This is a genomic window from Halalkalicoccus sp. CGA53, assembly GCF_036429475.1.
GTDB classification, from domain to species: domain Archaea; phylum Halobacteriota; class Halobacteria; order Halobacteriales; family Halalkalicoccaceae; genus Natronorarus; species Natronorarus salvus.
In genome coordinates, this window is sequence record NZ_CP144125.1 from 900,844 (window position 1) to 926,367 (window position 25,524).

A 25,524-nucleotide genomic window follows, 5' to 3' on the forward strand; every position below is an offset into this window, starting at 1 on the left:
GACCGGTCTGAGTAGTACAGACTACAGCAGTCCGAATGAGGAACGGGCGAAACGGGTGGCCTATCACAACGCTTAGGCGTGGTCTTCTGGATCTGTGGACGTGAGCTTCCTGACCGATCCCAGACGACGCCGCTGGCTCGGCTGGGGGGCGCTCGCCGTCGTCTTCCTGCTCGTCAACGTCCACCGGCTCTCGACCGCGGTGCTCTCCGAGCGGCTGACGACCGACTTCGCCATCTCGGCCGCCCAGCTGGGAACGCTTCACGCCTCCTTCTTCGTCGTCTACGCCTTCGTCCAGATCCCGACCGGCGTGCTGGCGGACCGATACGGCCCGCGCTACGTCGGCGCGGCGGGTGCATTCGTGCTCAGCGCCGGTGCGATCGCGTTCACCGCGAGCGACGGCTATCCGGTAGCGTTCCTCTCGCGGGCGCTCGTCGGCCTCGGCAGCGGGGTCGTCTTCATCACGATGCTTCGGTTCTGTGCGAACTGGTTCGAGACCGACGAGTTCGGGACGATGGCCGGCCTGACCGCCGGGATCGCCGGTCTGGGGGCTATCGTCGCGACGACGCCGCTTGCGGTCGCCGTCGACCGGTTCGGGTGGCAGCCGACCGTGTTCGGCCTCGCGCTCATCGGGTTCGTCGCGGGGGCAGCGGTATTCGCCTTCGCGAGGGCGTCGCCCGCCGACGCCGGTCTCGACCCGATCGAGAACGTCCCCGAACAGCCGTCCGTCTCGCTCGCCGAGACCGCCGGCTACCTGCGAGACCTCCTCACCGACGGGGAACAGTGGCTGCTCGCGGTTATCTTCTTCTCCGGAATGGGGACGATCCTGACGATCATCGGCCTCTGGGGGGTTCCCTACCTCGTCGTCGTCCACGGTCTGTCGGTCACTGCGGCCTCGTACTACACGCTGCTGGGCTCGGTCGGGATACTCGTCGGCGCGCCGGCGGTCGGCTGGATCTCCGATAGGCTCGGACGGCGGTTCCTCCCGATGGTCGTCGGTCTCGGCGTGTTCGCGCTCACCCTGTCGGTCATCCCGATCGTGGGAACCCCACCGCTTCCCGTGGTCGCGCTCACGTACTTCCTCGTGGGGTTCTCGCTCGGGAGTGTCATGCTCTCGCTCCCGATCATCAAGGAGCGGTATCCGGCGGAGGCAAGCGGCGTCGCCACCGCCACGGTCAACGGGGCCGGCTTCTTCGGTGCGGCCGTCCTCCCCGCGGTGATGGGCCTCGCGCTCGATCGCTACCGGACCGGCGATGTGGTCGCGGGCGCGGTCGTCTACACCGAGTTCGGCTACCGGATCGCGTTCTCGATCACCACCCTGGCGGTCGCCGTGGCGTTTCTCTGTTCGCTCTGGATCTACGTTCGAGAGGAGTGATCGGACCGCGACTCCCGCTACGACTCCGCACAGATCGAGACGAAGTTGCGGAGGATCCTGAGACCGGTCTCGCCGCTCTTCTCCGGGTGGAACTGCGTCCCGAAGACGTTCCCCTCCCCGTTCGCGACGATCGACGGGAACTCGACGCCGTACTCCGTCGTCGCGACCGTCGCGTCCTCGTCCTCGGGTTCGGCGTAGTACGAGTGGACGAAGTAGGCGTACTCCCCGTCGACGCCGTCTACCAGCGGGTGTTCGCGCTCGACGGAGAGTTCGTTCCAGCCCATGTGGGGGACCTTCTGCCCACCGGTGAACCGGACGTTCCGGCCGGGGACGAGGTCGAGGCCGGTGACGTCGCCCTGGCCGGCGCGGTCGGCCTCCTCGCTCGTCGTCAGAAGCATCTGCATCCCGAGACAGATGCCGAACAGCGGTCTCCCCGCTTCTGCGAGTTCGACGAGCGTCTCCCTGTACGGTCCGGCGTTCTCGACGCCCTCCCGGAACGCGCCGACGCCGGGGAGGACGATCCCGTCGGCCGCGGCGATCGTGTCCGGATCGTCGCTCACCTCGACGGCCGCCCCGGCGCGTTCGAGTCCCCGGGTGACGCTCCTGAGGTTCCCCAGTCCGTAGTCGACGACGACGACGGAGGCGGTCGTTGCGTCCTGTGTGACGATTTCGGCGTTCATAGCCCCTTCTTGGTGCCGAGCCTGCTTTCCGTTTCGGATTCGGCGAAACCGCCCCCGTTACGTCCGGCTCAGCGAACCGTTATAGTGGACCACCCGCGAGTCCGTGCGATGATCGACGCCGATCACCCGCCGTCGGCGCTCGACCCGCCGTTCGCGGACGGTGCCAGCCTCGCGGGCTGCCTGCTCGGTGAGACGGTGCTGGTTTACGGTGAACGGAGCCACGGCGCGTGGATCAGGAGCGACACCCCGGTTCGGCCCGAGCGCTAGAACTCGCCCAGTCGCGACTGGCCGTCCCCACCCGACCTATCGCGGCCGAGCAACGCCGCTGCCTCCGAGAGCGTCCCATCGAGCGTCCCCTCCTGCGATCGGTCGTAGAGCATCGCCGCCGGGTGGACACAGATCAGCACCGGGTACGAGCGGTCGCCGATCCGGACCTCGTCGACGCCTCCCGCCTCCGTCGTGACCGCCACTTCCCTGCCGAGTACGTGACTCGAGGGTACCTTCCCCACGGTCAAGAGTAGCTCCGGATCGACCAGTTCGATCTCCCGTTCCAGGTAGCCCCGACAGTTCGAGAGCTCTTCGGACCTCGGATCGCGGTTCTCCGGCGGGCGACACCGGACGCAGTTGGTGATCCGCACCGTCTCGCGGTCGATACCGTTCTCCCGGAGTTTCTCGGTCAGCAGGTCGCCGCTGCGGCCGACGAACGGCTCTCCCTCCTTGTCTTCCTGCTCGCCCGGTGCCTCCCCGATCACGAGGAGGTCCGCGTCCTCGGGGCCGACGCCGTTGACGATCGTCGACCGGCTCTCGACCAGCGCCGGACACCGCTCGCAGGCGACGACCGAACAGCCCTCCATCTCTCCCATACCCGGCGCTCGGCCCGCACTCACAAAGCCGCCCCGGTCACTCCTCGCGCCACTCGTCGACCGCCCGCGCGGCGAGCCTGGCGACCCTGATCGGCTCGGGACGTCCGCCCTCCGGCGTGAACGCCCGGACCAGCGCCGCCGCCCCCTCGTCGTCCAGCCCGACGGATCTGACGAAGACCCGGTCGTCGTTCACCCAGAGTTCGTTCCGGGGTGGCTGGCGCTCGTAGATGGTGAGCCGTCGCTCGTACTCCTCGCCGGAGAACGCCTCCCGCAGCCCCGCTTCGAGGCCGTCGCTCCCCTCGAAGCTCACCGAACAGACCATCATCCCCGTCCGCGCGTGGATCTCGTGGAGGTCGTAGAGGTTGAACCAGGCGGGTGCGACCCCCGAGAGCAGGATGTAGGGGACGTCCTCCCTGTCGAGTCGATCGACGAGCGCACAGACCTCGCCGGTCGCGTCGAGGCCGCCGACGGCGATACGGGAGAAGGCGAAGCCGTCGACGACCCGATCGGTGCGGACGACGGCGCCGGCGAGCGTGCTCTCCTCGCCGCGGGCGGACTCCGCGACGCCGAGTGCACGCACCCCGGGCTTCACTCGCCCTCTTTGATCTCCTCGAGGCGCTCGATCAGTTCGGCGTTCGACGCGCCGTTGTCGAACGCGAACTCGCCACGGTGGGCTGCGCCCGTCGTCACGGCTTCGTCGTCCAGATCGGTCTCGATCTCGTGGTTGCCCTGTTCGGATTCGTCGTAGCTACCGAATCCCATGTGTGAGCCTAGCAGGCTTGAACCACTAAAACGCACCGGCGTCGACACGCTGATGGGCCCCACTCCCCTCGTGTGACTATGGATGTCATCGACGTGACGGCGGACGCCGACGTGTTCACCTGCAACGTGTTCCTCGTCACCGGAGAGCAGAGGGTTCTCGTCGACGCCGGCGCGATGGAGGGGATCGTCGAACGGGTCGCAGAGCACGTCGACGACCTCGACGCGGTCGTACTCACCCACCAGCACGGCGACCACGTAGACCAGCTCGACGCGATCCTCGACCGGTTCGACCCCGACTGTTACGCCTACGACGACCACCCCCGACGGACCCACCCGATCGAGGACGGCGATCTCGTGATGATCGGCGACGATCGGTTCGAAGCGGTCTACACGCCCGGCCACGCCGCGGACCACCTCTCGTTCGTCGGCGACCGTGCGGTCTTCTCGGGCGACGTCGTCGTCTACAACGACGAGGCGTTCGACGACGGGAGCTTCGGGCGGACCGACATGCCGGGTCAGTCCCGCGAGCGGCTGATCGAGAGCATCCACGAGCTCCTAGAGCGGCTCCCGGCGGGCGTCGAGTCGATGTACCCCGGCCACGGCGACTCCTTCCACGGCGACGTCCGTGAGGTGGTCGAGCGAGCGCTCGAACGCGCAGAGCGCCGCGAACCGAAGTACCCGGAGGAGAGGGCGTAGCCGACCGCCGGGTCGGCGTTTATCCGCCTCGCGTCCGTACGTGGACGCATGGAGTTTCACGACGCGACGCTCGACGACCGGGAGGAGATCTGCGAGGTCGCTCGAAAATCGATCGAGGCCTCGTACGCGCTCAGCCCGCAGACGATGGAGACGCTACTCGAGACCGAGTTCGGCGAGGACCGGTTGGAAACGCTGATCGAAACGGAGTCCGCGATCGTCGCCCGGGGCGAGGAGGGGACCGTCGGGTTCTTCCTCGGGACGGCCGACGACGAGGAAGGAACGATCGAGTGGATCCACGTCGCCACCGAGGCACGCGGGCAGGGTGTCGGCCGCGAACTGTACGAACGCGGGACCGACCGGCTCCACGACCGCGGCGCGGAGACGATCCGCGCGGAGGTGCTCGCGGACAACGCAGAGGGCCGGACCTTCCTCGAGAGCTTCGGCCTGGAGGCCGACGAGCAGCGCGACGTGGAGATCGGTGAGGAGACGTTCAGCGCCCACGTCTACACGGAGGGTGGATCGAGCGACGACGTCTCGCCGCACACGGAGTCGGAGCCGGTGCTCGAAGCGGGCGGGACCGTGGAGGACGCCGAGGGTCGGACGATCTACCTGGGCGAGGAGGAGCTACCCGGGGAACAGGGACCGTTCTACGTCGCCTACGAAGGAGAGGAACGAGAGGAGCCGTACAGTTTCGCCTGCGCGAACTGCGGGACGCTCGTCGAGGCGGTCGATTCGCTCGACCGGGTCGAGTGCGGGGAGTGTGGGAACCTGAACGCGCCCGACGAGTGGGACGGGAGCTACCTCTAGGTACCTAGACGGTTCGGCGCTCTTTGGCCTTCGGGCGGAGGTTCTGGTAGCCACACTTGCGACAGCTGGTCGCCCGCCGTGGGTTTCGGGCGTTACACCGCATACAGATCTGTTTGTCGAGCAGCCGGTCTTCCGCGACGTCGAACGATGCCATGGACGCCGTTGCCGGCCGCCGGACAAAAGACTTCTCAGTCGGTTCCGAGCCCGAAGTGGACCGAGACGTCCTCGGTCGCGGCCCGCGAGGTGAGAAGCGAGACCCCGACGGTGAGCACGAGTCCCAGGAGCATTCCGACGACCGAGGCTCCCCAGCCGCCGTAGGTTCCCGGAACCATCGGGAGGAAGGCCGCGGCCACGTAGAAGAGCTGGCTGCCGCAGACCCCGGCGTACATCCCGGTTCTGGTCGTTCCCGTCCAGTAGAGCGCGACGATCACCGGGAGGGCGAGCTGGGCGAACCCGGAGAACGCGAGGTCGCCGACCTCGATCAGCGTCCCCGGCTGACTGAGGCTCGCGAGGAACGTCGCGAGCGCGAAGACGACCACCACGACCCTCCCGAGCAGGTCCTCACGGCGCTCGCCGAGACCGGGATCGACGAACGGTCTGTAGAGGTCCCGGGTGAAGTACGACGAACCCGAGAGCAGCATGGAGTCGGAGGAGGACATCATCGCGGCCATCGCCCCGGCGATGACGAGCGCGCCGAACCAGACCGGGGTGTACTCGGTCAGCAGGAGAGGGAGGACGTTCTGACCGGGTTCGGCGTCGATGCCGAGGCCACGCGCCCAGGTACCCAGGAGGAAGGCGGGGACGAAGAGCAAGAGGACGAGCACCGGCCAGAGCGGGAGCGTCCGCTTGAGCACCCGTTCCGAGCGGGCGACGAAGAAGCGCTGGTTCACCTGTGGGAACATCGCGACGCCGAAGGCGATGCTCACCGCGAGCGTGAGCATCCGCTGGGGGGTGTAGTACTCGCTGCCGAGCGCGAGCAGTTCGGGGGCCTCCCTCGCGACGCCCGCGCTCGCGACGCTCGGGCCGCCCGCGGCGACGAGCACCCAGATCGCGGCCACCCAGACGACGACGAGCATGAACAGCCCCTGCAGGGTGTCCGTCCAGGCGATGCCACGCATCCCCGCGAGCACGACGTAGACGATCATGAACAGCGTGATGAGCGCCGCCCCACCCCAGTACGGGAGCGCCCCGTGGGTGAGCGCTTCGAGTGCCGTCCCCGCGCCCATCTGCTGGAGCATCACGTACGGGAAGAGCCAGAAGAGGCTGATCCCAGCGACGAGTCCCCGGAGTCGGCGCGAGCCGAAGCGGTCGCCGAGCATCTCGCCGAGGGTGACGTAGCCGCCGCGCTGGCCGATCAGCCACTGCTTGTAGCCGATCACGTACCAGAGGATCCCGAAGATGACGCCGTCCATCAGCCCCATCACGAGGATCCACTCCGGCCCCTGGAAGTACGACACGTTCGGGCCGCCGAAGAAGGTGAACGCCGAGAGCAGCGTCGCGAAGACGGTAAAGAGCAGGACTACGGTCCCGAACGACCGGCTCGCGAGGTAGTAGTCCTCGGCGGTGCGGTCGGTCAGCCGGTAGGCGACGAGGCCGACGACGAGCGCCAGTACGAGATAGCCGACGACGATCCCCAACTGGACGGCGACGACGTTCACGACCCCGCCTCCGTGATCCAGAGCCCCCACGAGCGCTGGACGAAGATCCAGAACGCCCCCGCCGTGACGACCATCCAGCCGGCGTGCCACCAGATCCAGACCGGTACGCCGAGGTAGAGCCGCCCGTCACCCCAGAGGAACCAGGGGATCGAGAACGCGACCAGCGTCAGGAAGACGAGCGCCCACCCGACCCGTTCGACGGTCGAAGCCATCTGTACGCTCCCTATCGACCACTACCGCTTACCTATTACTATTCAGTATCAGAATCGGATACCGATGAACTTCGTTCTTCGAAACGCCCGATAGAAACGACACGGCTCCTGTGTCCGGTGGCGTGTGTACTCAAGGGGAGTCGACCCGTAGGGTGCGAGCGTGATCGGCTGGATCGCTGAGCTCGCGACCGGGTTCATCGAGAGCTACGGGCTCCTCGCGCTGTTCGTCGTCTTCGTCCTCGAGGGCGCGCTCGTGGGGAAGCTGATCCCGACGCGGACGCTCCTGATCGCGACGGTCGTCGTCCTGGAGGAGCCACTCGCCTACCTCTCGGTGCTCCTGGTGGCCGTCGTCGGCGCGACGATCGGCCAGTGTGCGGTCTTCCTCGTCGTTCGCTCACGCGGCTCGATGGACGTGCTCGACCACCGGTACGTCAGCCTCGACGACCGCTGGCTTTCGCGCTCGCGGGAGTGGTTCGATCGGTGGGGGTTGCCCGCGCTGCTGGTCACCAACACGCTCCCGGTCGTCCGGGGCTACCTCGTCGTCGTCGTCGCGCTCTCGCGAACCCCCGCCTACCGCTTTCCAGTCTTCTCGGTCGCCGGTACGTTGATCTACGTCTCCGCGCTCGTCGCGATCGGTGCCGGCGTCGACACGGTGGTATAACCCCCTGTCAGTTCTCTCACTCGTCGCCTCCCCGAGCCATGCGAAGCCCGCTAGACCGCCGACGAGTCCCGGCCAGCCGACGCCGAGAAACGATCCTCGACTCGTGGCCGAACTGTTCGCTCGTGATACGAGAACCTGACGGGGGAGCCGACCCGGTCCGGATGACAGGGGCTATACACCCGCGTTCCCAACCCCTGGTATGGCAACCGTCGGCGTCAGAGGACGCGCACGCGAACGTCCGCTCGCGATCACGGTCGTTCTGACGCTCGTCGGCTACGGCGCGGTGATCGGGACGTTCACGGGCCTGATCCCCTACCCGACGATCGGCGAGACCGGCGTCGACGTCCTCACGCATCTGATCGCGCTGACGAACGCGCTCGCGACGGTCGCGCTCGTCCTCGGCTGGTACTGGATCAGGAAGGGGGAGGTCGCGAAACACCGGACCGCGATGCTCTCGGCGTTCGCGCTCATCCTCCTCTTCCTCCTCTTCTACCTCCCCCGGGTGGGCGGCGGTGGCGAGAAGTACTTCGTCCTCGAGTCGGCCTACGCGTGGGTGCCGCTCTGGGCGGGGATGCGCTACGCCTACCTCGGGATGCTCGCGATCCACATCGTCCTCTCGGTGCTCGCCGTTCCGCTGGTGGTCTACGCCGTGACCCTCGGGCTGACGCACTCCCCGAGCGAGTTGCGAACCACGCTCCACCCGACCGTCGGCCGGATCGCCGCCGCGACGTGGATCCTCTCACTCCTCCTCGGCATCGTCACCTACGTCCTGCTGAACCACCTCTACGCAGCCGAGTTCGAGCCCGCGCTGATCCTCCCGATCCTCTAGTTACCCGCCGCTCAGCCGACGGGGTGAGCAGCGGGTTCGCGAGGCTTCATGTGTCGGACGTGAGCAGGGAGGGTATGATCGCAGGCGCAAGCGGCTGTGTCCACCACGCGGCGACCGAACCGAACGACGACAGGGAGCTGGGGACGAAGATCATCGAGGCGATCGCGGAGGCGAAGGGGGTCTCCCCGATCTCGCTCGACATCAGCCTCGCGGAGACGATCGATCCCGAGGCGCTCGACGCGCTCTTTCCCCGGAGCGGCGACGACGAGGCGTTCGTTTCGTTTCACGTGGACGAGTTCATGGTGATGGTGTTCGCGAGCGGCGACCTGATGCTCTACGGCCGAGACTGACCACGAGCTCCCATCTCCGAAGGAATCGATCAGAGCGGTATCTCCGCCGTCGCCGACTCGCAGTCGGTACACCGGATCCGGAGCACTCTGCCGTCCTCCTCTAGACCGGGGACCTGTACGGTCTCTCGGTCACGCTCCGGACACGCTCTGTAGTACTCGATTCGCTTCGTCTCGCGTGGCGCGCCGAGCGCGAGAACGACCGCCGCTCGTCATCCAGGTTCCGCCCCAGCTGGAAACTCCCCGGGCGCGAACCGAATCACCTCTCTCGTGGCTCCCTCAACCGCACCCGTCTCGAACGTCACTGTTCCTCGCTGTACGTCGAACACCTCCTCCTGCTCGAGGTGTCTGTGGTTCTCGTAGCCGATGCTGTCCCCCGGTGCGAGGTCGAAGTGGTCGATCGCGAGGTCGGTCGTTCCGAGCGCATCGGAGAGCGGCCGGACCACGTCGGCGGGGCTGTTCGTCGCCGGCTGCTCGACCGCCTCGATCCGGACTCTCTCCATACACTGCCAACCGGTATCGAGATAACTGTACGTGCGGAGGGGCCGGCCACACCGAAAACTGTTACGCGGCTCCTCTCGTTCCCGACATACGTTCCCGCACTCGCTCGAAACCGACCGACTCGACTTCGAGCGTCTCTCCCCCGAGACCGTCGATGTCCTCGCGCTCTACGAGGTGTTCGGCCGGAGCCCCGACGCGGAGGCGGTGTTCGAGTACGTCGACTCCGATCCGCACCGGACGCCGAAGGAGACGTTCGAGTTCGTGAGGCGTGCGGAAACGCAGTGGGCGCAGGGCGAGGGTGCGAAGTACGTGATCCGACCGTCGTCGGGTGAGGGACACGGGGGCGAGATCGCGGGAGTGACCGGAATCTACCCCGACTGGGACCGACGGCTCGCGACGCTCGGGATCGTCCTCGACAAGCGGTTCTGGGGGAACGCCTACTCGAGCGAGCGTGCAGCGCTGTTCGTCGAACTCGCCTTCGAGCGCTTCGACCTCGACGTGGTCGCGGTGAAGTACGTCGACGGGAACGACCGGTCGCGGCGGGCGATCGAGCGGTACGTCGACCGGTTCGGCGGTCGGTACGAGGGACTGCTCCGGAACCGACTCGCGGTCGAGGGCGAGGTGTACGCCTGTCACCGCTACACGATCGCCCGAGAGGAGTACGAACGTTCGACCAGAGAGGAGCCGGGGTAATTCCCGATCGCGACCCGACCGTTCAGTAGTTCTCGTCGAGGATGTCGCTGACGGTGACGACCTCGACGTCGGCGTCCTCGATGTAGTCGAGCAGGTCCTCGAACTCGTCTTCGGTGAGGTCGTCGAAGTCTTCGTCGTCGCCGACGCCGTGAACGTAGCCGACGGCGAGCTGGTTGGTCGCGGCCGCCATGTCGATCAGCTGTGTGAAGCCGTCGAGGTCGTACATCCCCGCGCGGGAGGTCGAGTGGGGATCGGTCGGTGGCATCGCGTTGTTACAGCCGCCGAAGTACGAGCTGAACTCGTAGAACTCCCGGATGATGTCGACGACTTCCTGGTTGGCGTAGTGGTACGGAACGAATTGCGCGCGTGACCCGTCCTCGAATCCGCGGCCCGCGAGGTACTCGTGGTCGGCCTCGAGCTCTGCCTGGGCCTCTTCGGGGTCCATCTCGGTGAGGGGATCGCTCCGCTCGGTGTGCGCGGAGACGTCCCAGCCCGCGTCGCGCATCTCCCTGAGCTGGTCGATCGTGAGCCGGCCACTGACGTTGATCGACGGCGGGACGACGGCGAGCACGCCGCGCATCTCGCGCTCCTGCATGATCGGGAAGGCGTTCTCGTACTGGCTCTCGACGGTGTCGTCGAACGTGAGCATCACGTAGCCCTGGTCCGCGCCCTCGGTGAGCCGGAGGTCGTCGATCCAGAACCGGGTCGGTTCCTCCTCCTCGCCCTCGACGTAGATCCGGATCTCCTCGACGTCGCTCAGGTCGGGCTCGCCGCGGATGCCCGTGAACCCGACGTCGACGCGCTGCCAGCCCTCGAACTGCTCGACGACGCGTCGCCGGCAGGTGAGCATGTCGCTCTCGAACGGGGCGAGCACCTGAACGACGACGTGCGTCGGCCGTGGCGTCTCGATCTTCAGTGCGAACGAGAGGTCCTGGCCCTCCATGTCGAGGTCGCCGAACGCCTGGAGGACGCCAGCTCGGCCCTCCTCGCTCTGGACCCGCAGCGACTGGCTCCCGGTGAGCGCCTCGTCCGAGTCGCCCTCGAACTCGCCGGCGAGCATCGCCCAGCCGTCCGGGTCCTCGAAGTCGTCGAGGAGCTCTCCGTGTCCGATCGCGGGCGGGGTGACGTCCTCCTCTTCCTCCTCGGGCGTCTCCTCCTCGTCGTCCGTATCGGTGTCATCGTCCGCATCGTCGGCCTCCGCGCCGTTCGACGCGACGTCGTCGTCCGCGTCGTCGGTATCCTCGTCGTCCCCGCCGAGGTCCGCACAGCCGGCGAGCAGGGCCGTCCCGGCACCGACGGTCGCGAGAAAGCGTCGTCTGTTCGAGCGTTGTCGCATGTATCTGGTTCGTGGATCGAAGCGTGGCGGCTTGGTAATAGGGTTGATAAGCGAGGTTACGTGCTCGCTAACCTACACGAACGTGCACGACCCGTGGTACCGGTTTTCAGTCGGGGGGCTTCGTCCGAGCCCGTCCACGGGACGACTCGCAGAGGGCTCGCCGATTAGCGACGAGCTAACGCCGTGAACGGACGTCGGTGGCGGGTTCGAGACGGCATAGTAATGTGTCCGGCGACTCCATCCGGGGCCATGAGCCTGTTCGGAACCAGCGGGATCCGTGGTCCCGTCGGCGAGTCGGTGACGGCCGACCTCGCACTCTCGGTCGGTCGCGCGGTCGCGACCGAGGGGCCGGGTCGGGTCGTCCTCGGACGCGACCCGAGGGCGACCGGCGAGTGGCTGGGGGGTGCCGTCGCGGCCGGCCTCCGCGAGTGTGGAGCCGACGTGATCGACCTCGGAATGGTCTCGACGCCGACACTCGCCCGAAGCGTCGCCTGGAACGACGCGGACACAGGTGTGATGATCACGGCCTCGCACAACCCCGCCCCCGACAACGGTATCAAGCTCTGGAACCCCTCGGGGCAGGCGTACACGCCCGATCAGTGTCACGCGGTCGAGAGGCGGATGGACGACGCGGAGTACACGTTGCGACGGTGGGACGCGACTGGACGTGGCGAGCGCGACCCACGGGCGGCCGACCAGCACGTCGCGGCGCTTGTCGACCGGACCGCCTCGCTCCCGGGGCTCTCGGTCGTCGTGGACGTCGGCAACGGCGCGGCCGGGCTCACCGCCCGTGCCCTTTCGGAGCTGGGTGCGGAGGTTCGAGTACTCAACGCAACCCCGGACGGGAGCTTCCCTGGACGACCGAGCGAGCCGACCGCAGAGAACTGCGAGGCGCTCTCGCGGGTGGTCGCCGACTCCGACGCCGATCTCGGGATCGCACACGACGGCGACGGTGATCGGATGCGCGCTGCGACCGAGTCCGGCCGGTTCGTCCCCGGCGACGTCCTGCTCGCGCTGTTCGGACGGATGGCCGCCGGAACGGGCGAGCGGATCGCCGCACCGATCGACACGAGCCTCGCGGTCGACGAGGTGCTTGAGAGCGTCGGAGCGTCGGTCACGCGCACGCGCGTAGGCGACGTCTTCGTCGCCGAGCGCGCCACCGAGGCGGACGTCGTCTTCGGCGGCGAGCCGAGCGGTGCGTGGATCTGGCCGGAGGAGACGCTCTGTCCCGACGGCCCGCTCGCGGCCTGTCGGCTCGCGGAGCTGATCGCGGCGGAGGGCTCGTTCGACGCGCTGGCCGACGAGGTACCGTTGCCCGAACTGCGACGCGGGGCGGCCACGGTCGAGGAGTCCGAGAAGGCCGACCTGATGGCGCGCGTCGAACGGACTGTCGAGGGCGAGTACGGCGACGAGGAGCTGACGACGATCGACGGCGTCCACGTCGCGTTCGACGACGGCTGGATCCTCGTCCGCCCGAGCGGCACCGAGCCGAAGGTGCGGGTGACCGCCGAGGCGCACGACAGCGACCGGGCGGAGGAGCTCTTCTCGACCGCGGAGTCGCTCGTCGGGCGACCCGTCTCGTAGGGGTCGCTTTCCGAGGTATTCGGTCGCTTTCGTCGGGCGAGCGGTTTAGTACCTCCATAGCAAACCGTCACTCGTTCGTCCACCAGGCAGATGGTGGCGTACGTGCTCGCTCTGAAGCCAGCGATCGGCCTCTACGGTCAGCACGACCCGAGCGCCGTGCTGTTCCGCGACGGCGAGGCCGTCTTCGGCATCGAGGAGGAGCGTCTCTCGCGGAACAAACACGCGGTCGGTGAGTTCCCCGAGCGCGCGATCGAGGCGTGTCTCGACTACGAGGGGATCGACCTCGCCGACGTCGAGGAGATCAGGCTCCCGTACCGCCCCGAGCTCCGCTCCCGGATCCTCGGCCACTACCTCCGTGACGCCGTCTCCGTCGGTGGGCTGGCCGCGAAGGCGAACGCGATCGAGAGCGTCGTGCGCTCGCAGATCGTCTCGCAGTTCTTCTCCACGCGCGACGTCGAACGCCGCCTCGCGGCGATCGGCGAGCCGGTCCCGCCGATCCGGACGATGGAACACCACGCCTGCCACGCCGCGAGCGCCTTTCACCCATCCGGGTTCGACGACGCGCTCGTACTCACGATCGACGCGAAGGGCGAGTACGACTCGACGGTCGTCTGGGACGGGACGAGTGAGGGGGTAGAACGGGTCAGGACCTACGAGCACCCGAACAGCCTCGGCCTGTTCTACGCGATCGTCACCGAGTACCTCGGCTACCGGATGTTCAACGGCGAGGGGAAGGTGATGGGACTGGCTCCCTACGGCGAGCGCGACCCGGAGATCGAGTCCGCGCTCAGGGAGGTCGTCGAGACCGGCGTCGAGTACGACGTGACGCCGCTGACCAAGCGCTGGGGCACGGACCACGGCGTCTCGTTGCTCGAGGAGCTCTTCGACCGTCCACGCACCGAGACCGCCGGCGAGTTCGACCAGTGGGAGCGGAACCTCGCACACACCACCCAGGCGCTGTTGGAGGAGACTGTGCTTTCGATTGTCGAGACCTACTGTCGCCGGCTCGATCGCTCGGCGGTCGCGCTCGCCGGCGGCGTCGCGCTCAACTGCAAGATGAACCAGCGGATCCGCGACTCCGCGGCCGTCGACGGGATCTTCGTCCAGCCGGCCGCTCACGACGCGGGCCTCGCACTCGGCGCGGGCTACCTCGACCAGCGACCGGCGGACGTCCCGGAGATGACGACCGCCTACCTCGGGCCGTCGTACGACACCGACGAGGTCGTCGACCTCTTCTCGATGAACAAGATCGCCTACGACGCCCCGGAGGACGTCGAGGGATACGTCGCCGAGCGCCTCGCCGAGGGCGCGCTCGTCGGCTGGTTCCAGGGCCGGATGGAGATCGGCCCACGCGCGCTCGGCAACCGTTCGATCCTCGCCGATCCCAGAACGGTGGAGTCTCGGGACCGGGTGAACGAGTTCGTCAAACACAGAGAGGGCTGGCGCCCGTTCGCCCCCTCGATACTCGAGGAGGCCGCATCTGAGTACCTCGTCGGGGGCGAGCCGGCACCGTTCATGGTCCAGACGTTCGAGGTCAAACCGGCGAAGAAGCACGAGATCGAAGCGGTGTTACATCCCGCGGACGACACCACGCGACCACAGACCGTCCGCCCGGAGCAGAACCCCCGCTACCACCGGCTCATCTCCGAGTTCGAGGCGGTCACGGGGGTCCCGGCCCTGCTCAACACCTCGTTCAACGACCACGCCGAACCGATCGTCACGCGACCGACGGAGGCGATCAAGGACTTCTTCGGGATGGGTCTCGACGTCCTCGTTCTGGGGGAGATCGTCGTCGAGAAGGCGACACAGCGGTCGGACCGGCAGGGCGTGGGCGAGCGCGTCGCCGGCCGGTCCCTCGAACGGTGAGTGTGACACTCTCGCTCGTTCTCCGTTCCAGGGGGCGTTAGCCGCCAGATAACAAAGGGGCGACTGCGTAAATAGGGGGTCAATGCAGGCTGTCATCTTGGCTGCGGGACAGGGAACCCGTCTCCGCCCTCTCACTGACTCGGTTCCCAAACCGATGTTACCGGTCGTCGAGAAGCCGATCGCCGCCCACGTCGCGGACGCCGCCGTCGCCGCCGACGCCGACCGGCTCGTCTTCGTCACCGGCTACATGGGCGAACAGGTCGAGGAGTACTTCGGCGAGGAGTTCCGGGGCGTGCCGGTGAGCTATGCCCGCCAGGAGGAACAGCTCGGGACCGCCCACGCGGTCCGGACGGCCCGTGAGGCGCTCGAGGACGGGCCGTTCTCGGTGCTCAACGGCGACAACCTCTACGACCCCGAGTGCGTGATGGAGCTCTTCTCGAACGGCCCCTCACTGGGGGTCACACACGTCGCGGAGCCGCAGAACTACGGCGTCTGTTCGGTCGAGGACGACCGGGTGGTCGACATCATCGAGAAGCCGGTGAACCCGCCCTCGGACCTCGCGAACGCCGGCGCGTACGTCTTCCCGAGCGAGGCACAGGCCTACCTCGACGTCCCGATGAGCGAGCGGGGCGAACACGAACTCACGGACGTCCTCTCGCGGGTGATCGACGAGCACTCCGTTACACCCGTCGAACTCACCCGGTGGATGGACGTCGGCCGCGCCTGGGAGCTGCTCGAGGCGAACGCGCTCTACGTCGGGAACCAGGAGCCGGTCGTCGAGGGGACCGTCCACCCGAGCGCGGATCTCAGGGGAAACGTCGTCGTCGAGCGAGGGGCGACGATCGACGCCGGCGTCGTCATCGAGGGCCCGGTCAGGGTCCGCTCCGGTGCCGAGGTGGGACCGAACGCGTACGTCCGTGGGGCGACGGTGCTCGAACCCAACGTCCACGTCGGGCACGGCGTCGAGATCAAGAACAGCCTTATAATGCGTGGGACGAACGTCCCCCACCTCTCGTACGTCGGCGACAGCGTCCTCGGCCGGTCGGTCAACTTCGGTGCGGGGACGACCGTGGCGAACCTCCGTCACGACGGCGAACCGATCGACCTCACCGTGAAGGGCGAGCGGGTCTCGACCGGTCGCCGGAAGTTCGGCGTCGTCGCCGCCGACGGCGCGAAGACCGGCATCAACACCTCTCTCGGCCCGGGCGTGACGCTCTCTCCCGGCGCGACGACGCTCCCCGGCGAGACGGTGACGCGCGACCGCTGATCGGCCGGCAGCCCGCCGACGCCGACCGAGCGTTATTCGGAGGATAATAATACGAGCTACGCGTCTACCCGTGACGATGAGCGACGATCCGTCGTCCGGCCGGCGCTCGCGCCGCCGGATCAACCCGGACGGTTCGCCGCAGTCCGAGTCCGGCTCCGGAGGCGACGCGAGCCGGGACCGGGGCACACGCGACAGAGAGCGCCCGTCCGAGCCTCCCGAGCGGTCGGGTCTCTCTCCCGCACCGGGTGGCGAGCCCGACCGGGAGCCGTCGCCGGCTGCGGGTTCGCCCCCACCCGACGAGGACGACGGCTACGGAACCGCGTTTCAGCGGCTGATGCTCGTTCTCGGGGCGGCGATGGTGATCGCCGCGATGCTGATCACGGTCGGCGGACTGCCTGGGTTTCCCGGCTCGGACGCCCCCGGGGACGAGGTGCCCGGCGCCGACGAGCCCGAAGACGAGGTGCCCGGCGCCGACGAGGAGGAGACCGACGCCGACGGCGACGACACCGAGGGCGACACCGACGAGGAGGAGACCACGCCGATCGTCGACGACGGCGACGATCCACCGCCGGACGACTCCGGTCCGGACGACGACGCCGGTCCCGATGACGATGCTGGTGCCGCGGACGACGCGGGCGAGCCGGACGACGCTGACGACGATACGGAACCAGACGACGCGGACGCCGACGATGAAGACGATGCGGACGAGACGGATGCCGACGACGACACGGAGACCGACGACGCTGGCGACGTGGAAGACGACACTGAGGATGCTGACGATGCCGATGACGAGGCGGACACGGACGACGACGTCGACGAGGAGGACGATGCTGCGGACGACGAGGACGACGACGAGACCGACGACGGTGAGGAGGACGACGACGGACCGATCGACGTGACGATCGGCGACGACGAGGACGAAGACGACGACTAACGCGGGTGTCTTTCGGCCGTCGGAGTGCTATGGCCACTTCTCGTCACTCGGAACGGACGCGTTATCCCGGAAAAAGCGGTCGCGGTCCCTCGAATCAGACCGGCCGGATGAGCTCGCTCGTCTCGTCGATCGTCCTGTCGGTGGCGTACTCGGTCCACCCGAGCGTGTCGTAGAGACGGAGCTTGATCCGGGGTGGGAGGGCGTGGAGGTCCGTCCGTCCGGGAAAGAGTCGGTCGTCCATCTCGAGTTCGACGTACCGCCGCTGCCAGTCCGGCCACGGAGTGTCGAACGGGGTCAGTCCTGGCACCACCCGCCGGAGGAACTTCTCGATCTGGTTGAGCTGATACGAGCGGTGCGGGCGATCCGGGGGGCGGTGTCTGAAGATGTCGCCGTCGAGGCGTTCGAGCGCTCGCTGGTAGATATCGTCGTTTCGGTGCTCGGGCGGTGTCCTGAGGTGCCAGTCGACGAGCTCCGCGTCGACCGCGACGAAGCTCTCGGTGAACCGGTCGGCGAGCTGGACGCGGAACGGGAGCGGCACCTTCAGCATGAGCCCGAGCATCGACATGGCGTTGTAGACCGAGCCGTCGGCCCGCTCCAGACACCGCTCGTACTGCGGTGCCACCGATTCGAAGAAGAACTCCCGTGGCGTCTCCGCGTCCGTTGCGTCGCACTCGACGATGAGCTTATCACCCTCGTGGAACGTCCCGAACCGGTCCCAGAAGAACTCCGCCGGGTTCGGGTCGGGATCGAGCCGCGAGCGTGGAAACCGCTTCCCGAACAGCGAGATACCGTCGGTCGGGAGGTAAAACCCCCTGAGTAGCGTGTCGAACATCAGCCCGTGGTAGATGACGTCGGCCTCGATGTCGTCCGTGTTCCCCCGGTGGTGGATGTGGAGCGACTCGCGGATCCCCTGGGTGTACTGGAGCGTCCGCTCGGAGACGTCGTAGTAGCGGTCGTCGACGCGCAGTGTCCGGTGGTCCGCACCGTACTGCTCACAGAGCGCGCGGGCGACGCGTACCTCGCCCGAATCGGGCGATCCGAGCGTGTACCCGCACTCGACGTTTGGGAGAAACGAGAGCATGATCCGGGAGTCGTAGCCGGCGCTCATCAGGAATCCCTGCTGGCCGGGATACGTCGCCCGTCGCTCGATCGCGCGCCGGAGCCGTCCAGCCAGTTCCTCGACGTGGTCGGCCTGTCGGGGCGCGTAGACGAACCGATCGAGTTCGACGGTCCCGCGCTCGGTGAGACAGCTGTCGAACGGCGTGCGGCTGACCTCCTCGATCGCCGTCCGCTCCCCGAAGGTGACGCTGAAGTGGACGAACTCACAGAGCGTCCGTCGGTCGACCGTCGGGTCGCGAACCGTTCTCGTCACCGACGCCGCGTCGGTCCCGAACGCGCGGACTCCGGGGTCGTCGGTGTAGAAACACTCCCAGGTCGAGAGCTGATCCGGAACGACGACGGCCCGATCGTCGTGCTCGACGACCGCGAGGTAGGACCCGTTCAGCCGATCGAACGCCGAGAGCCCCTCCCGCACGTACTGCTCGAAGAGCCACTCGGCGATCGAGACGGACTCGCTCATCGTTCCCATCGGGAACGCCTCACCGAACACCGCACAGAGCCCCGCAGAACTGCGAAAGACGTCCGACCGACCCCGGATACCGATGGCGTCGTCGGCGATACCGACCGTGACTCCTTCCCCGGCGAGTACCTCGTCGAACTCTCCGGGAGGGCGGTGGGCGGCGAACGCCTCCTCGTCCCCGAAGACGCCGAACAGCTCGGTGTTCATCTTCCTATACGAGTACTGTTTTGGCTGATAAGTATATATCGGGTACCGATCACTCGACGGTGACGCTCTTCGCGAGGTTTCTGGGTTTGTCGATCGGCCGTCCGAGCTTCCGGGCGGTGTGGTAGGAGACGAGCTGGAGCTGGACGTTCGCGAGCAGCCCGACCAGGTCGGGGTGGCTCTGGGGGATCGTCAGCCGCTCGTCGAACTGGCCGACCGAACACTCCTCGCTCGCGACCGCGACGATCTCGGCGCCGCGTGCCTGGGCCTCCATCGCGTTCGTGTGGGTCTTCTCGTCGTGTTCGCCGTCGAAGATCGCGAAGATCGGGATCCCCGGCGTGACGAGCGCGAGCGGGCCGTGTTTCAGCTCGCCCGAGGCGAACCCTTCGGCGTGTTCGTACGTGATCTCCTTGAACTTCAACGCGCCCTCGAGCGCGACCGGGTACTGCAGCCCGTGGCCGATGAAGAAGTAGGCGTCGCGGTCGCCGTAGCGCTCGCTGAGCGCCTCCGCTTCGTCGTTCTCGAGCACCTCGCGGATCTGCTCGGGGAGGACCGCCAGCGCCGAGAGGAACGCCTTCCGGTCGGCCTCGTCGCGCGTCCGTGCGTGTTCCAGGTCCTCGCCGATCCGTTCGGCGAGCAGCGCCAGGGTGACGACCTGCGAGGAGAACGTCTTCGTCGCGGCGACGCCGATCTCCGGACCCGCCCGGATGTAGAGCGCGTCGTCCGCCTCGCGGGCGGCGCTGCTCCCGACGACGTTCGTCACCGCGACGGTTCGCGCGCCGGCGCGCTGTGCGTCTCGCATCGCGATCAGCGTGTCGGCGGTCTCGCCGGACTGGCTGACGGCGATCACGAGCGTCTCCTCCGGGTCCGGGACGGTCCCGGTGTACTCGCTCGCGCGGATCGTCTTCGCCCTGATCCCCGCCTCCTCGAGGAGGCGCTCGCCGTAGAGCGCGGCGTGGTACGACGTCCCACACGCGATCAGCTGGACGTCCGTGATCCCCGTGAACGTCCCCGGCGGGAACTCCTCGAGCGAGACCGTTCCCTCCTCCAAGTCGATTCGTCCCTCGACCGTCGCCGCGAGCGACTCCGGCTGGCTGTCGATCTCCTTCAGCATGTAGTGATCGTAGCCGCCTTTCGTCGTCTCCTCGGGGTTCCAGTCGACCTGTTCGACCTCGCGGGTGACCTCGTTGCCCTCGATGTCGGTGATCGCGACGTCGTCGAGCGTGATGGCGACGACGTCGCCGTCCTCCAGATAGATCACCTCGTCGGTGAACTCGAGGAAGGCGGGGACGTCGCTCGCGAGGTAGTGGATCCCGTTCTCGCCGTCGAGGCCGAGGACGAGCGGCGAGCCCTGCCTGGCGGCGTAGATCGCGTTCTCACCGCGGGCCATCAGCGCGACGGCGTAGCTCCCCTCGAGCTGGCGAACGGTCGTCCGGAAGGCCTTCTCGATGTCGTAGCCGTGGTCGAGGTAGTACTCGACGAGGTGGGGGATGACCTCGGTGTCGGTGTCGCTCTTGAACTCGTAGCCGTGCTCTTCGAGGTCCGCGCGCAGGGATTCGTAGTTCGAGATGATCCCGTTGTGGACGACAGCCACCCGACCCGAGTGGCTGGTGTGGGGGTGGGCGTTCTCGTCGGTCGGCGGTCCGTGTGTGCTCCATCGAGTGTGGCCGATCCCGGTGAGCCCTCGGGGGAGGTCCTTCACGAGCGCGCCGGTGAGCTCCGAGATCTTCCCCGCACGCTTTCGTACGACGAGATCGGAGTCGTCCTGAATCGCGATCCCGGCCGAGTCGTAGCCGCGGTACTCCAGGTTCTCGAGCCCGGTCAACACTCGATTCGCCGCGTCGTCCGACCCGATGCAGGCGATGATCCCGCACATATCAGACCCTCCGCACCGTCGCTACTGGAGGTTCGTCTGCGGGCGTCAGCGGGCTGTACTCCTCTATTTGTAGTCGATTGAACGTCATGGTTGGAGAGAGTGTCGCGATGTGGCGACGAGCGTTCGCGGCCTTCTGTCTCCGAGAACTACTGTTATGGGCATTACTATACGCAGGCTAATCGGTGCTTCGAACGGCGACGGCGGAGAACGAAACCGAGAGAAGGGACGGCCGATCGCCACCGGAAAGCGTCAGCCCCTGCACAGCTCTCGTGATGTCGTACAGTTGATACACCGGGTGACCCGGTCCTGGTTGTCCCCGAAGACGCGTGCGAACTGCGGTGTGACGAAGCTCCCACAGTTCACACAGCGCGTCCGACCGATCCACTCGTCGTCGGTGTGCGGTATCGTACTGTCCATGAGCGTCGCCAGAGGGTGGCGTCCTCCATACTTTATTATCATGGTGTTAACGAATCCACATATACCGCTCCGCCGGAGAGAAGAGGCGGCCTAAATTCCTCCGATAGCGGGTCACTCCGCGGGTACGACGGCCGTCCCGAGCGAGACGACGTTCTCACGTCCGACCGAGAGCTTCGCGACCTCGCCCCGGGCTTCCATCGTCGAGAGCAGGCGACTCACCTTCGCCTTCGACCACTCCGTTTCGCGCACGATTTCGGACTGTTTCATCCGCCCGTCGTTCGTGACGAGCAGTTCGACGACCCGGCGCTCGTCGGTCGTCGCCCGCTGGTAGGCGAGTCCGATCCCCTCCTCGGACGCCGTCGACTGTCGTTCCGGTTCCGGCTCGGGCGGTGCGAACGAGGGACCGGCGTACCGCGCGATGGCGACGGTCGCGAGGACACCGATACAGATCCCGACGAGGAGTGCCCCGAGCGTCTCCGCGGTGACGACCGAAAGCGCCTCGGTGAACGTCGAGCCTGGACGCATCGATCAGAGCACGTCGAGGGCGAGAGCCAGCGTCAGCACGCCGTAGGCGACGGTGACGGCGACCGCCACACCGACCCCGGAGATCAGCGGAACGAGACCGGCCCAGACCGCGACGACCGCGACCGCGCTCAGCCCCGTGACGGCCGTGTAGTAACGCAGCCACTCCTCGCGCGCGGGGGCGTCATCGTCCGCGTCGGCGGCCGTGTCGTTGAGGAGGTACGCGGTGACCTCGTCGGCCAGCGGGGTTCGTTCGACGATCCCGCGGCTTCGGTTGTAGTGGATCAGGCCGAAGTCGGCCAGTTTGGGAAGGTGTGACTGATACAGCGCGATGTAGACGCGCTGGCGCTGATCGGAGCTGAGCTGCTGGACCGTCGTGTCGTGCTCCCAGGCGGCGACCTGCTCAGCGATATCGCGCATGTCTACCGGCCCGTCCGTGTCGGCGAGGTAGGCCAGCACCCGCCGCCGTCGCTCGTTTTGCAGGATGTGAAACGTATCGTCTTTCGAGAGCGAGGCCGCCGGTTCTGACGCCTCCTCGTCTTCGACCGCCTCCCCCGTATCCAGTGTCGACATCGTCTATCCCTACCCTCTCACCGGGGATATAATAATGTGGCAGTCTTTCCGCGTAGTTTCATACCGTTACCACTCCGATTTTCTAGCTGTTTCCCTCGTGTGAAGCGTACCGTTCGGACCTCGTACCCTACTCGCTGGATCTCCGACTCGAACACGGCCGAAAACCGCGATATGCACCGATTAACAGTCACTAAATAGACAGGTAATCACCGGATATCACGGGTTAACCGAACTGTTCTCGTTTATACGCGAACAGATGAGGTCCGTACCGAAGCCGAACGTATCACCGATCGCTAACGACGCGGTCGTAGACCGAGAGGAGCTCCTCGGCCATCCGGCTGAGCTCGAAATCCCCGACGACTGCCCGCCCGGTCGAACGCCGATCCCCGTCCAGAGCGGCCTCCACGCCGGCCACGAGTCCGTCCTCCCCGTCGACGACGTAGCTGTTCTCGACGTCCCTGAGCACCTCGCGGGCGAAGCCGACGTCGGTGGAGACGACCGGGACGTTACAGGCGGCGGCCTCCTTCACGACCACGGGGCCGCTCTCGTAGCGGGAGGTGATCAGCACGACGTCGCTGGCGTTCATGACGAGCGGCATCTCCTCGTACGGCCGCCCACAGACCGTCTTCAGCTCCGGCACCGGGTCGAGGTCGAGCCGACTCACGACTCGACGCGCCCGGTCGTGGTCCTTCACGGGTCGCTTCGGGTCGTAGGGAAAGAGGACGATCCTGGCATCGGGGTCCCAGCCGAGTTGTTCGCGGGCGTCTCGTCTCGGGATCGGTCGGAACAGCTCGGTGTCGATCCCGAACGGGACTACGTCGTGGCGCCGCGAGAGCTCCCTACCGACGGTGACGGAGGGGACGATCACGGCGTCGCTGTAGCGTATTCCGGCCGCGGTCGCGCGGTCGAGCCACGGCGACCGACCGGCGAACTCGGTGCCCCACAGCGTGAGGACGACCGGTCGCGTCGGCTGGGCGAGGCCGAACGGCGCGAGCGGGCCGTAGCTCACGTGGACGAGGTCGTATCGGTCCACGCCGGCGTCGAGTACCCGGCGGTAGAACCCCGCGTGCGAGCGGAGGCCACCCTCCCCGCGAGGCGTCAGCACCGTACACTCGACGCCGTGCTCCTCGAGGACCCGGATCTGCTGGTCGAAGAACGACCGTCGCGCCGGCGCGACGTGGAGCACCCGGAGCCCCGCTCCGACAGACGGGTCGACCCAACCGTCCGCCGCGATCTCTGTGTTCACCGGTCAGAGCCGTCGGTACTCGTAGCCCGCGTCGGTCATCTCCTCGCGGTCGAGGACACCCTTCACGTCGATCAACACCGGGTCGCTTCCGAGCTCGTCGACGACGTCGGTGAAATCGATCTCCCGGAGCTCGTCGTGGGGGGTGGCGAGGACGATCCCGTCGACGTCATCGTACTCCGGTTCGGCGAGGGGCTCGATCCCGAAGGCCGACCGGACCGCGTCCGGGTTCGCGACCGGGTCGTGACCGGCGATCTCGACGCCGTACTCCTCGAGCGCGGCGATGACGCCGCCGATCTCGGAGGTACGGAGGTCGCCGACGTTCGGCTTGTACGAGAGGCCGAGGACGAGCAGCCGGCTCCCCTTCAGTACCTTTCCGGACTGGTTCAGCGCCTTCAGCGTCACCTCGGCGACGTGTTTCGGCATGTACTCGTTGATCTCACGGGCCTGGAGGATGAGTTTCGGCGAGAAACCGGCGCGCTCGGAGCCGTGGACGAGGTAGAGCGGGTCGACCGGGATGCAGTGGCCGCCGACGAGGCCCGGCTCGTACCGGTGGAAGTTCCACTTCGAGGCGGCGGCGTCGATCACCGCGCGCGTGTCGAGGTCCATGTGCTCGCAGATGATCGCGAGCTCGTTCACGAGCGCGATGTTCATGTCCCGCTGGACGTTCTCGAGCACCTTCGCGGCCTCCGCAGTCTCGAGGTTCGACGCGCGGTAGACGCCGGCGTCGACGATCCGTTCGTAGAGCTCGGCGAGGTCGGCGAGCGTCTCCTCGCTGTCGGCGCTCACGATCTTCTTCACCTCGCGCAGGCCGCGTCCGGCGTCGCCGGGGGACATCCGCTCGGGCGAGTAGCCGACGAAGAACTCCTCGCCTGCGGTCATCGAGGAGCTCTCCTCGATCGCGGGAACGAGCACGTCGCGGGTGACGCCCGGGTAGACGGTCGACTCGAGGACGACGGTCGCGCCCGCGGCCAGGTGCTCGCCGACGGTTCGCCCGGCGGCCTCGACGAAGTCGAGGTTCGGGTTCTTCAGCCCGTCGACCGGGGTCGGGACGGTGACGATCACGTACTCGGCGCGTTCGATCGGCGTCGGGTCGGCGGTGAACTCGATCGAGCCCGACTCGACGACCTCGTCGCCGATCTCGCCGGTCGGGTCTCTCCCCGAGGAGAGCACGTCGATCTTCGACTGATCGACGTCGAAGCCGATGACGGTACAGCCTTCGTCGTCGAACGCCGCGGCGAGCGGCAGTCCGACGTAGCCGAGGCCGACGATACAGATCGTGGGTGTGTCCTGGGTCATGCGAGGGTATTCCTCTCCGAAAGCGTCTCTGGAAGCGGGCGGTGTACTGCGGGGACGCCGAGCGCGAGCGTATCCGGTGGGACGTCCCGGGTGACGACCGCCCCGGCAGCGACGAAGGCGTCCTCGCCGACGGTCACGCCGGGGAGCAGCGTCGCGTTCGCGCCGATCGAGGCGCCGTCCTCGATCGTCGGGCCGACCAGCTCGGCGTCGCGACGAACCGGAAACGGGTCGTTCGTGAAGACCGCACGAGGTCCGACGAAGACGTTGTCCCCGATCGTCGTGTGGGTCGGAACGTAGACGCCGGTCTGGAGGCTCACGTACGAGCCGATCTCGGTCGTCCCGTCGATGACGGTCTTCGTGCCGACGAGCACGTCGTCGCCGACGACGGTGTTCTCGCGGACGAGCGCGTCGTGACCGGTGGTGAAGTCGTCGCCGATCGCGCAGTCCGCGTAGACGATCGTCCCGCGGCGGATGTACGCCCGGTCGCCGATCACCGTCGGCTCCGCGTCCTCCCGGTAGGGGTAGCCGACGAGCTCCGGCTCGTCGATCGTCGCGTCGGCACCGAGTTCGACGCGTGTCTCGGCCGTCACGGCTCCCAACTCTCGATCGACGGTGACTCGCGTTCGGTTCGGTCGGGTCCCCTGGGTCCGCGTGACGCCCTGTCGGCTCGCGACGACGCCTCGGCACGTGTCATGGTCGTTCGTCGCTCCGTGGTGGTTTTGCTATAGAGTGCGTAAGTCGTG

General features: G+C 67.4%; 29 protein-coding genes. 12 read left to right on the plus strand and 17 right to left on the minus strand.

Annotated elements, in window-relative coordinates:
* Positions 1–100 precede the first annotated feature (100 nt).
* The gene (locus V2L32_RS05895) at positions 101–1,372 is read left to right on the plus strand and encodes an MFS transporter (RefSeq protein WP_331235548.1); all 1,272 of its coding nucleotides are present in this window, start codon (positions 101–103) and stop codon (positions 1,370–1,372) included.
* A gap of 17 nt (positions 1,373–1,389) precedes the next feature.
* On the opposite strand, the gene hisH is transcribed toward V2L32_RS05895, so the two are convergent.
* Positions 1,390–2,052, minus strand: a complete 663-nt coding sequence (hisH, locus tag V2L32_RS05900) for an imidazole glycerol phosphate synthase subunit HisH (RefSeq protein ID WP_331235549.1) — start codon at positions 2,050–2,052, stop codon at positions 1,390–1,392.
* A gap of 108 nt (positions 2,053–2,160) precedes the next feature.
* Between hisH and V2L32_RS05905 the strand changes: the two genes are divergently transcribed.
* A complete protein-coding gene (locus tag V2L32_RS05905; protein WP_331235550.1) occupies positions 2,161–2,319 on the plus strand; it encodes a hypothetical protein in 159 nt (52 codons plus the stop codon).
* Here the strand turns inward: V2L32_RS05905 and V2L32_RS05910 are convergent.
* The 3 genes from V2L32_RS05910 to V2L32_RS05920 are packed head-to-tail and all read right to left on the minus strand — an operon-like array spanning position 2,316 to position 3,677.
* A complete protein-coding gene (locus tag V2L32_RS05910) occupies positions 2,316–2,915 on the minus strand; it encodes a uracil-DNA glycosylase (RefSeq protein ID WP_331235551.1) in 600 nt (199 codons plus the stop codon). The two genes, V2L32_RS05905 and V2L32_RS05910, sit on opposite strands and share 4 nt — an antisense overlap.
* A 37-nt stretch (positions 2,916–2,952) precedes the next feature.
* Positions 2,953–3,507, minus strand: a complete 555-nt coding sequence (locus tag V2L32_RS05915) for an endonuclease dU (protein ID WP_331235552.1) — start codon at positions 3,505–3,507, stop codon at positions 2,953–2,955.
* Complete coding sequence (locus tag V2L32_RS05920; RefSeq protein WP_331235553.1) at positions 3,504–3,677, minus strand: DUF5786 family protein; 174 nt, start codon at positions 3,675–3,677, stop codon at positions 3,504–3,506. Before V2L32_RS05920 ends, V2L32_RS05915 begins: the two co-directional genes overlap by 4 nt.
* Positions 3,678–3,755: 78 nt before the next feature.
* On the opposite strand from V2L32_RS05920, the gene V2L32_RS05925 reads away from it, so the two are divergent.
* Both V2L32_RS05925 and V2L32_RS05930 read left to right on the plus strand, forming a co-directional pair.
* Complete coding sequence (locus V2L32_RS05925; protein WP_331235554.1) at positions 3,756–4,373, plus strand: MBL fold metallo-hydrolase; 618 nt, start codon at positions 3,756–3,758, stop codon at positions 4,371–4,373.
* Between the two features lie 48 nt (positions 4,374–4,421).
* Entirely contained in the window at positions 4,422–5,180 is a 759-nt protein-coding gene (locus V2L32_RS05930; RefSeq protein WP_331235555.1) for a GNAT family N-acetyltransferase, read from the plus strand.
* Positions 5,181–5,184: 4 nt separating this feature from the next.
* On the opposite strand, the gene V2L32_RS05935 is transcribed toward V2L32_RS05930, so the two are convergent.
* From V2L32_RS05935 to V2L32_RS05945, 3 genes are read right to left on the minus strand one after another with little or no spacing between them, the layout of a single operon-like run.
* Positions 5,185–5,334 carry a 50S ribosomal protein L40e gene (locus V2L32_RS05935; RefSeq protein ID WP_331235556.1) on the minus strand — a complete coding sequence of 50 codons (150 nt, stop codon included), beginning with the start codon at positions 5,332–5,334 and terminating at the stop codon, positions 5,185–5,187.
* Between the two features lie 34 nt (positions 5,335–5,368).
* Positions 5,369–6,838, minus strand: a complete 1,470-nt coding sequence (locus tag V2L32_RS05940) for a sodium:solute symporter family protein (RefSeq protein WP_331235557.1) — start codon at positions 6,836–6,838, stop codon at positions 5,369–5,371.
* The gene (locus tag V2L32_RS05945) at positions 6,835–7,050 is read right to left on the minus strand and encodes a DUF3311 domain-containing protein (protein ID WP_331235558.1); all 216 of its coding nucleotides are present in this window, start codon (positions 7,048–7,050) and stop codon (positions 6,835–6,837) included. The genes V2L32_RS05940 and V2L32_RS05945 overlap by 4 nt, the downstream gene beginning before the upstream one ends.
* Positions 7,051–7,210: 160 nt before the next feature.
* Between V2L32_RS05945 and V2L32_RS05950 the strand changes: the two genes are divergently transcribed.
* The 3 genes from V2L32_RS05950 to V2L32_RS05960 all read left to right on the plus strand — a co-directional run bounded on the left by V2L32_RS05950 (position 7,211) and on the right by V2L32_RS05960 (position 8,890).
* Complete coding sequence (locus V2L32_RS05950; RefSeq protein WP_331235559.1) at positions 7,211–7,711, plus strand: DedA family protein; 501 nt, start codon at positions 7,211–7,213, stop codon at positions 7,709–7,711.
* A 199-nt stretch (positions 7,712–7,910) separates the two neighbouring features.
* Positions 7,911–8,540, plus strand: a complete 630-nt coding sequence (locus tag V2L32_RS05955; RefSeq protein WP_331235560.1) for a DUF420 domain-containing protein — start codon at positions 7,911–7,913, stop codon at positions 8,538–8,540.
* Positions 8,541–8,614: 74 nt separating this feature from the next.
* The gene (locus tag V2L32_RS05960) at positions 8,615–8,890 is read left to right on the plus strand and encodes a HalOD1 output domain-containing protein (RefSeq protein ID WP_331235561.1); all 276 of its coding nucleotides are present in this window, start codon (positions 8,615–8,617) and stop codon (positions 8,888–8,890) included.
* Positions 8,891–9,099: 209 nt separating this feature from the next.
* On the opposite strand, the gene V2L32_RS05965 is transcribed toward V2L32_RS05960, so the two are convergent.
* Positions 9,100–9,390 carry a hypothetical protein gene (locus tag V2L32_RS05965; protein ID WP_331235562.1) on the minus strand — a complete coding sequence of 97 codons (291 nt, stop codon included), beginning with the start codon at positions 9,388–9,390 and terminating at the stop codon, positions 9,100–9,102.
* 31 nt (positions 9,391–9,421) lie between these two features.
* On the opposite strand from V2L32_RS05965, the gene V2L32_RS05970 reads away from it, so the two are divergent.
* Entirely contained in the window at positions 9,422–10,081 is a 660-nt protein-coding gene (locus V2L32_RS05970) for a GNAT family N-acetyltransferase (RefSeq protein WP_331235563.1), read from the plus strand.
* A 22-nt stretch (positions 10,082–10,103) separates the two neighbouring features.
* Here V2L32_RS05970 and V2L32_RS05975 read toward each other — a convergent pair whose 3' ends face one another.
* The gene (locus tag V2L32_RS05975; RefSeq protein ID WP_331235564.1) at positions 10,104–11,417 is read right to left on the minus strand and encodes a polysaccharide deacetylase family protein; all 1,314 of its coding nucleotides are present in this window, start codon (positions 11,415–11,417) and stop codon (positions 10,104–10,106) included.
* 255 nt (positions 11,418–11,672) lie between these two features.
* On the opposite strand from V2L32_RS05975, the gene glmM reads away from it, so the two are divergent.
* From glmM to V2L32_RS05995, 4 genes are all read left to right on the plus strand, one after another.
* A complete protein-coding gene (gene glmM / locus V2L32_RS05980) occupies positions 11,673–13,001 on the plus strand; it encodes a phosphoglucosamine mutase (RefSeq protein ID WP_409348428.1) in 1,329 nt (442 codons plus the stop codon).
* Between the two features lie 90 nt (positions 13,002–13,091).
* Positions 13,092–14,867, plus strand: a complete 1,776-nt coding sequence (locus tag V2L32_RS05985; protein ID WP_331235566.1) for a carbamoyltransferase family protein — start codon at positions 13,092–13,094, stop codon at positions 14,865–14,867.
* Positions 14,868–14,949: 82 nt separating this feature from the next.
* Positions 14,950–16,134, plus strand: coding sequence for a bifunctional sugar-1-phosphate nucleotidylyltransferase/acetyltransferase (gene glmU, locus V2L32_RS05990; RefSeq protein WP_331235567.1), 1,185 nt, complete (start codon positions 14,950–14,952; stop codon positions 16,132–16,134).
* Positions 16,135–16,210: 76 nt separating this feature from the next.
* The gene (locus tag V2L32_RS05995) at positions 16,211–17,068 is read left to right on the plus strand and encodes a hypothetical protein (RefSeq protein WP_331235568.1); all 858 of its coding nucleotides are present in this window, start codon (positions 16,211–16,213) and stop codon (positions 17,066–17,068) included.
* Positions 17,069–17,162: 94 nt separating this feature from the next.
* On the opposite strand, the gene V2L32_RS06000 is transcribed toward V2L32_RS05995, so the two are convergent.
* From V2L32_RS06000 to V2L32_RS06035, 8 genes are all read right to left on the minus strand, one after another.
* Entirely contained in the window at positions 17,163–18,854 is a 1,692-nt protein-coding gene (locus V2L32_RS06000; RefSeq protein ID WP_331235569.1) for an asparagine synthetase B family protein, read from the minus strand.
* 49 nt (positions 18,855–18,903) lie between these two features.
* Complete coding sequence (glmS, locus tag V2L32_RS06005) at positions 18,904–20,727, minus strand: glutamine--fructose-6-phosphate transaminase (isomerizing) (RefSeq protein WP_331235570.1); 1,824 nt, start codon at positions 20,725–20,727, stop codon at positions 18,904–18,906.
* Positions 20,728–20,976: 249 nt separating this feature from the next.
* Positions 20,977–21,144 carry a DUF7563 family protein gene (locus V2L32_RS06010; protein WP_331235571.1) on the minus strand — a complete coding sequence of 56 codons (168 nt, stop codon included), beginning with the start codon at positions 21,142–21,144 and terminating at the stop codon, positions 20,977–20,979.
* Between the two features lie 111 nt (positions 21,145–21,255).
* The gene (locus V2L32_RS06015) at positions 21,256–21,669 is read right to left on the minus strand and encodes a helix-turn-helix transcriptional regulator (RefSeq protein ID WP_331235572.1); all 414 of its coding nucleotides are present in this window, start codon (positions 21,667–21,669) and stop codon (positions 21,256–21,258) included.
* A gap of 3 nt (positions 21,670–21,672) precedes the next feature.
* Complete coding sequence (locus tag V2L32_RS06020; RefSeq protein ID WP_331235573.1) at positions 21,673–22,239, minus strand: DUF7344 domain-containing protein; 567 nt, start codon at positions 22,237–22,239, stop codon at positions 21,673–21,675.
* Between the two features lie 283 nt (positions 22,240–22,522).
* Entirely contained in the window at positions 22,523–23,485 is a 963-nt protein-coding gene (locus V2L32_RS06025; RefSeq protein WP_331235574.1) for a glycosyltransferase family 4 protein, read from the minus strand.
* Between the two features lie 3 nt (positions 23,486–23,488).
* Entirely contained in the window at positions 23,489–24,781 is a 1,293-nt protein-coding gene (locus tag V2L32_RS06030) for a nucleotide sugar dehydrogenase (RefSeq protein WP_331235575.1), read from the minus strand.
* The gene (locus V2L32_RS06035) at positions 24,778–25,371 is read right to left on the minus strand and encodes an acyltransferase (RefSeq protein WP_331235576.1); all 594 of its coding nucleotides are present in this window, start codon (positions 25,369–25,371) and stop codon (positions 24,778–24,780) included. The genes V2L32_RS06030 and V2L32_RS06035 overlap by 4 nt, the downstream gene beginning before the upstream one ends.
* Positions 25,372–25,524: the final 153 nt, after the last annotated feature.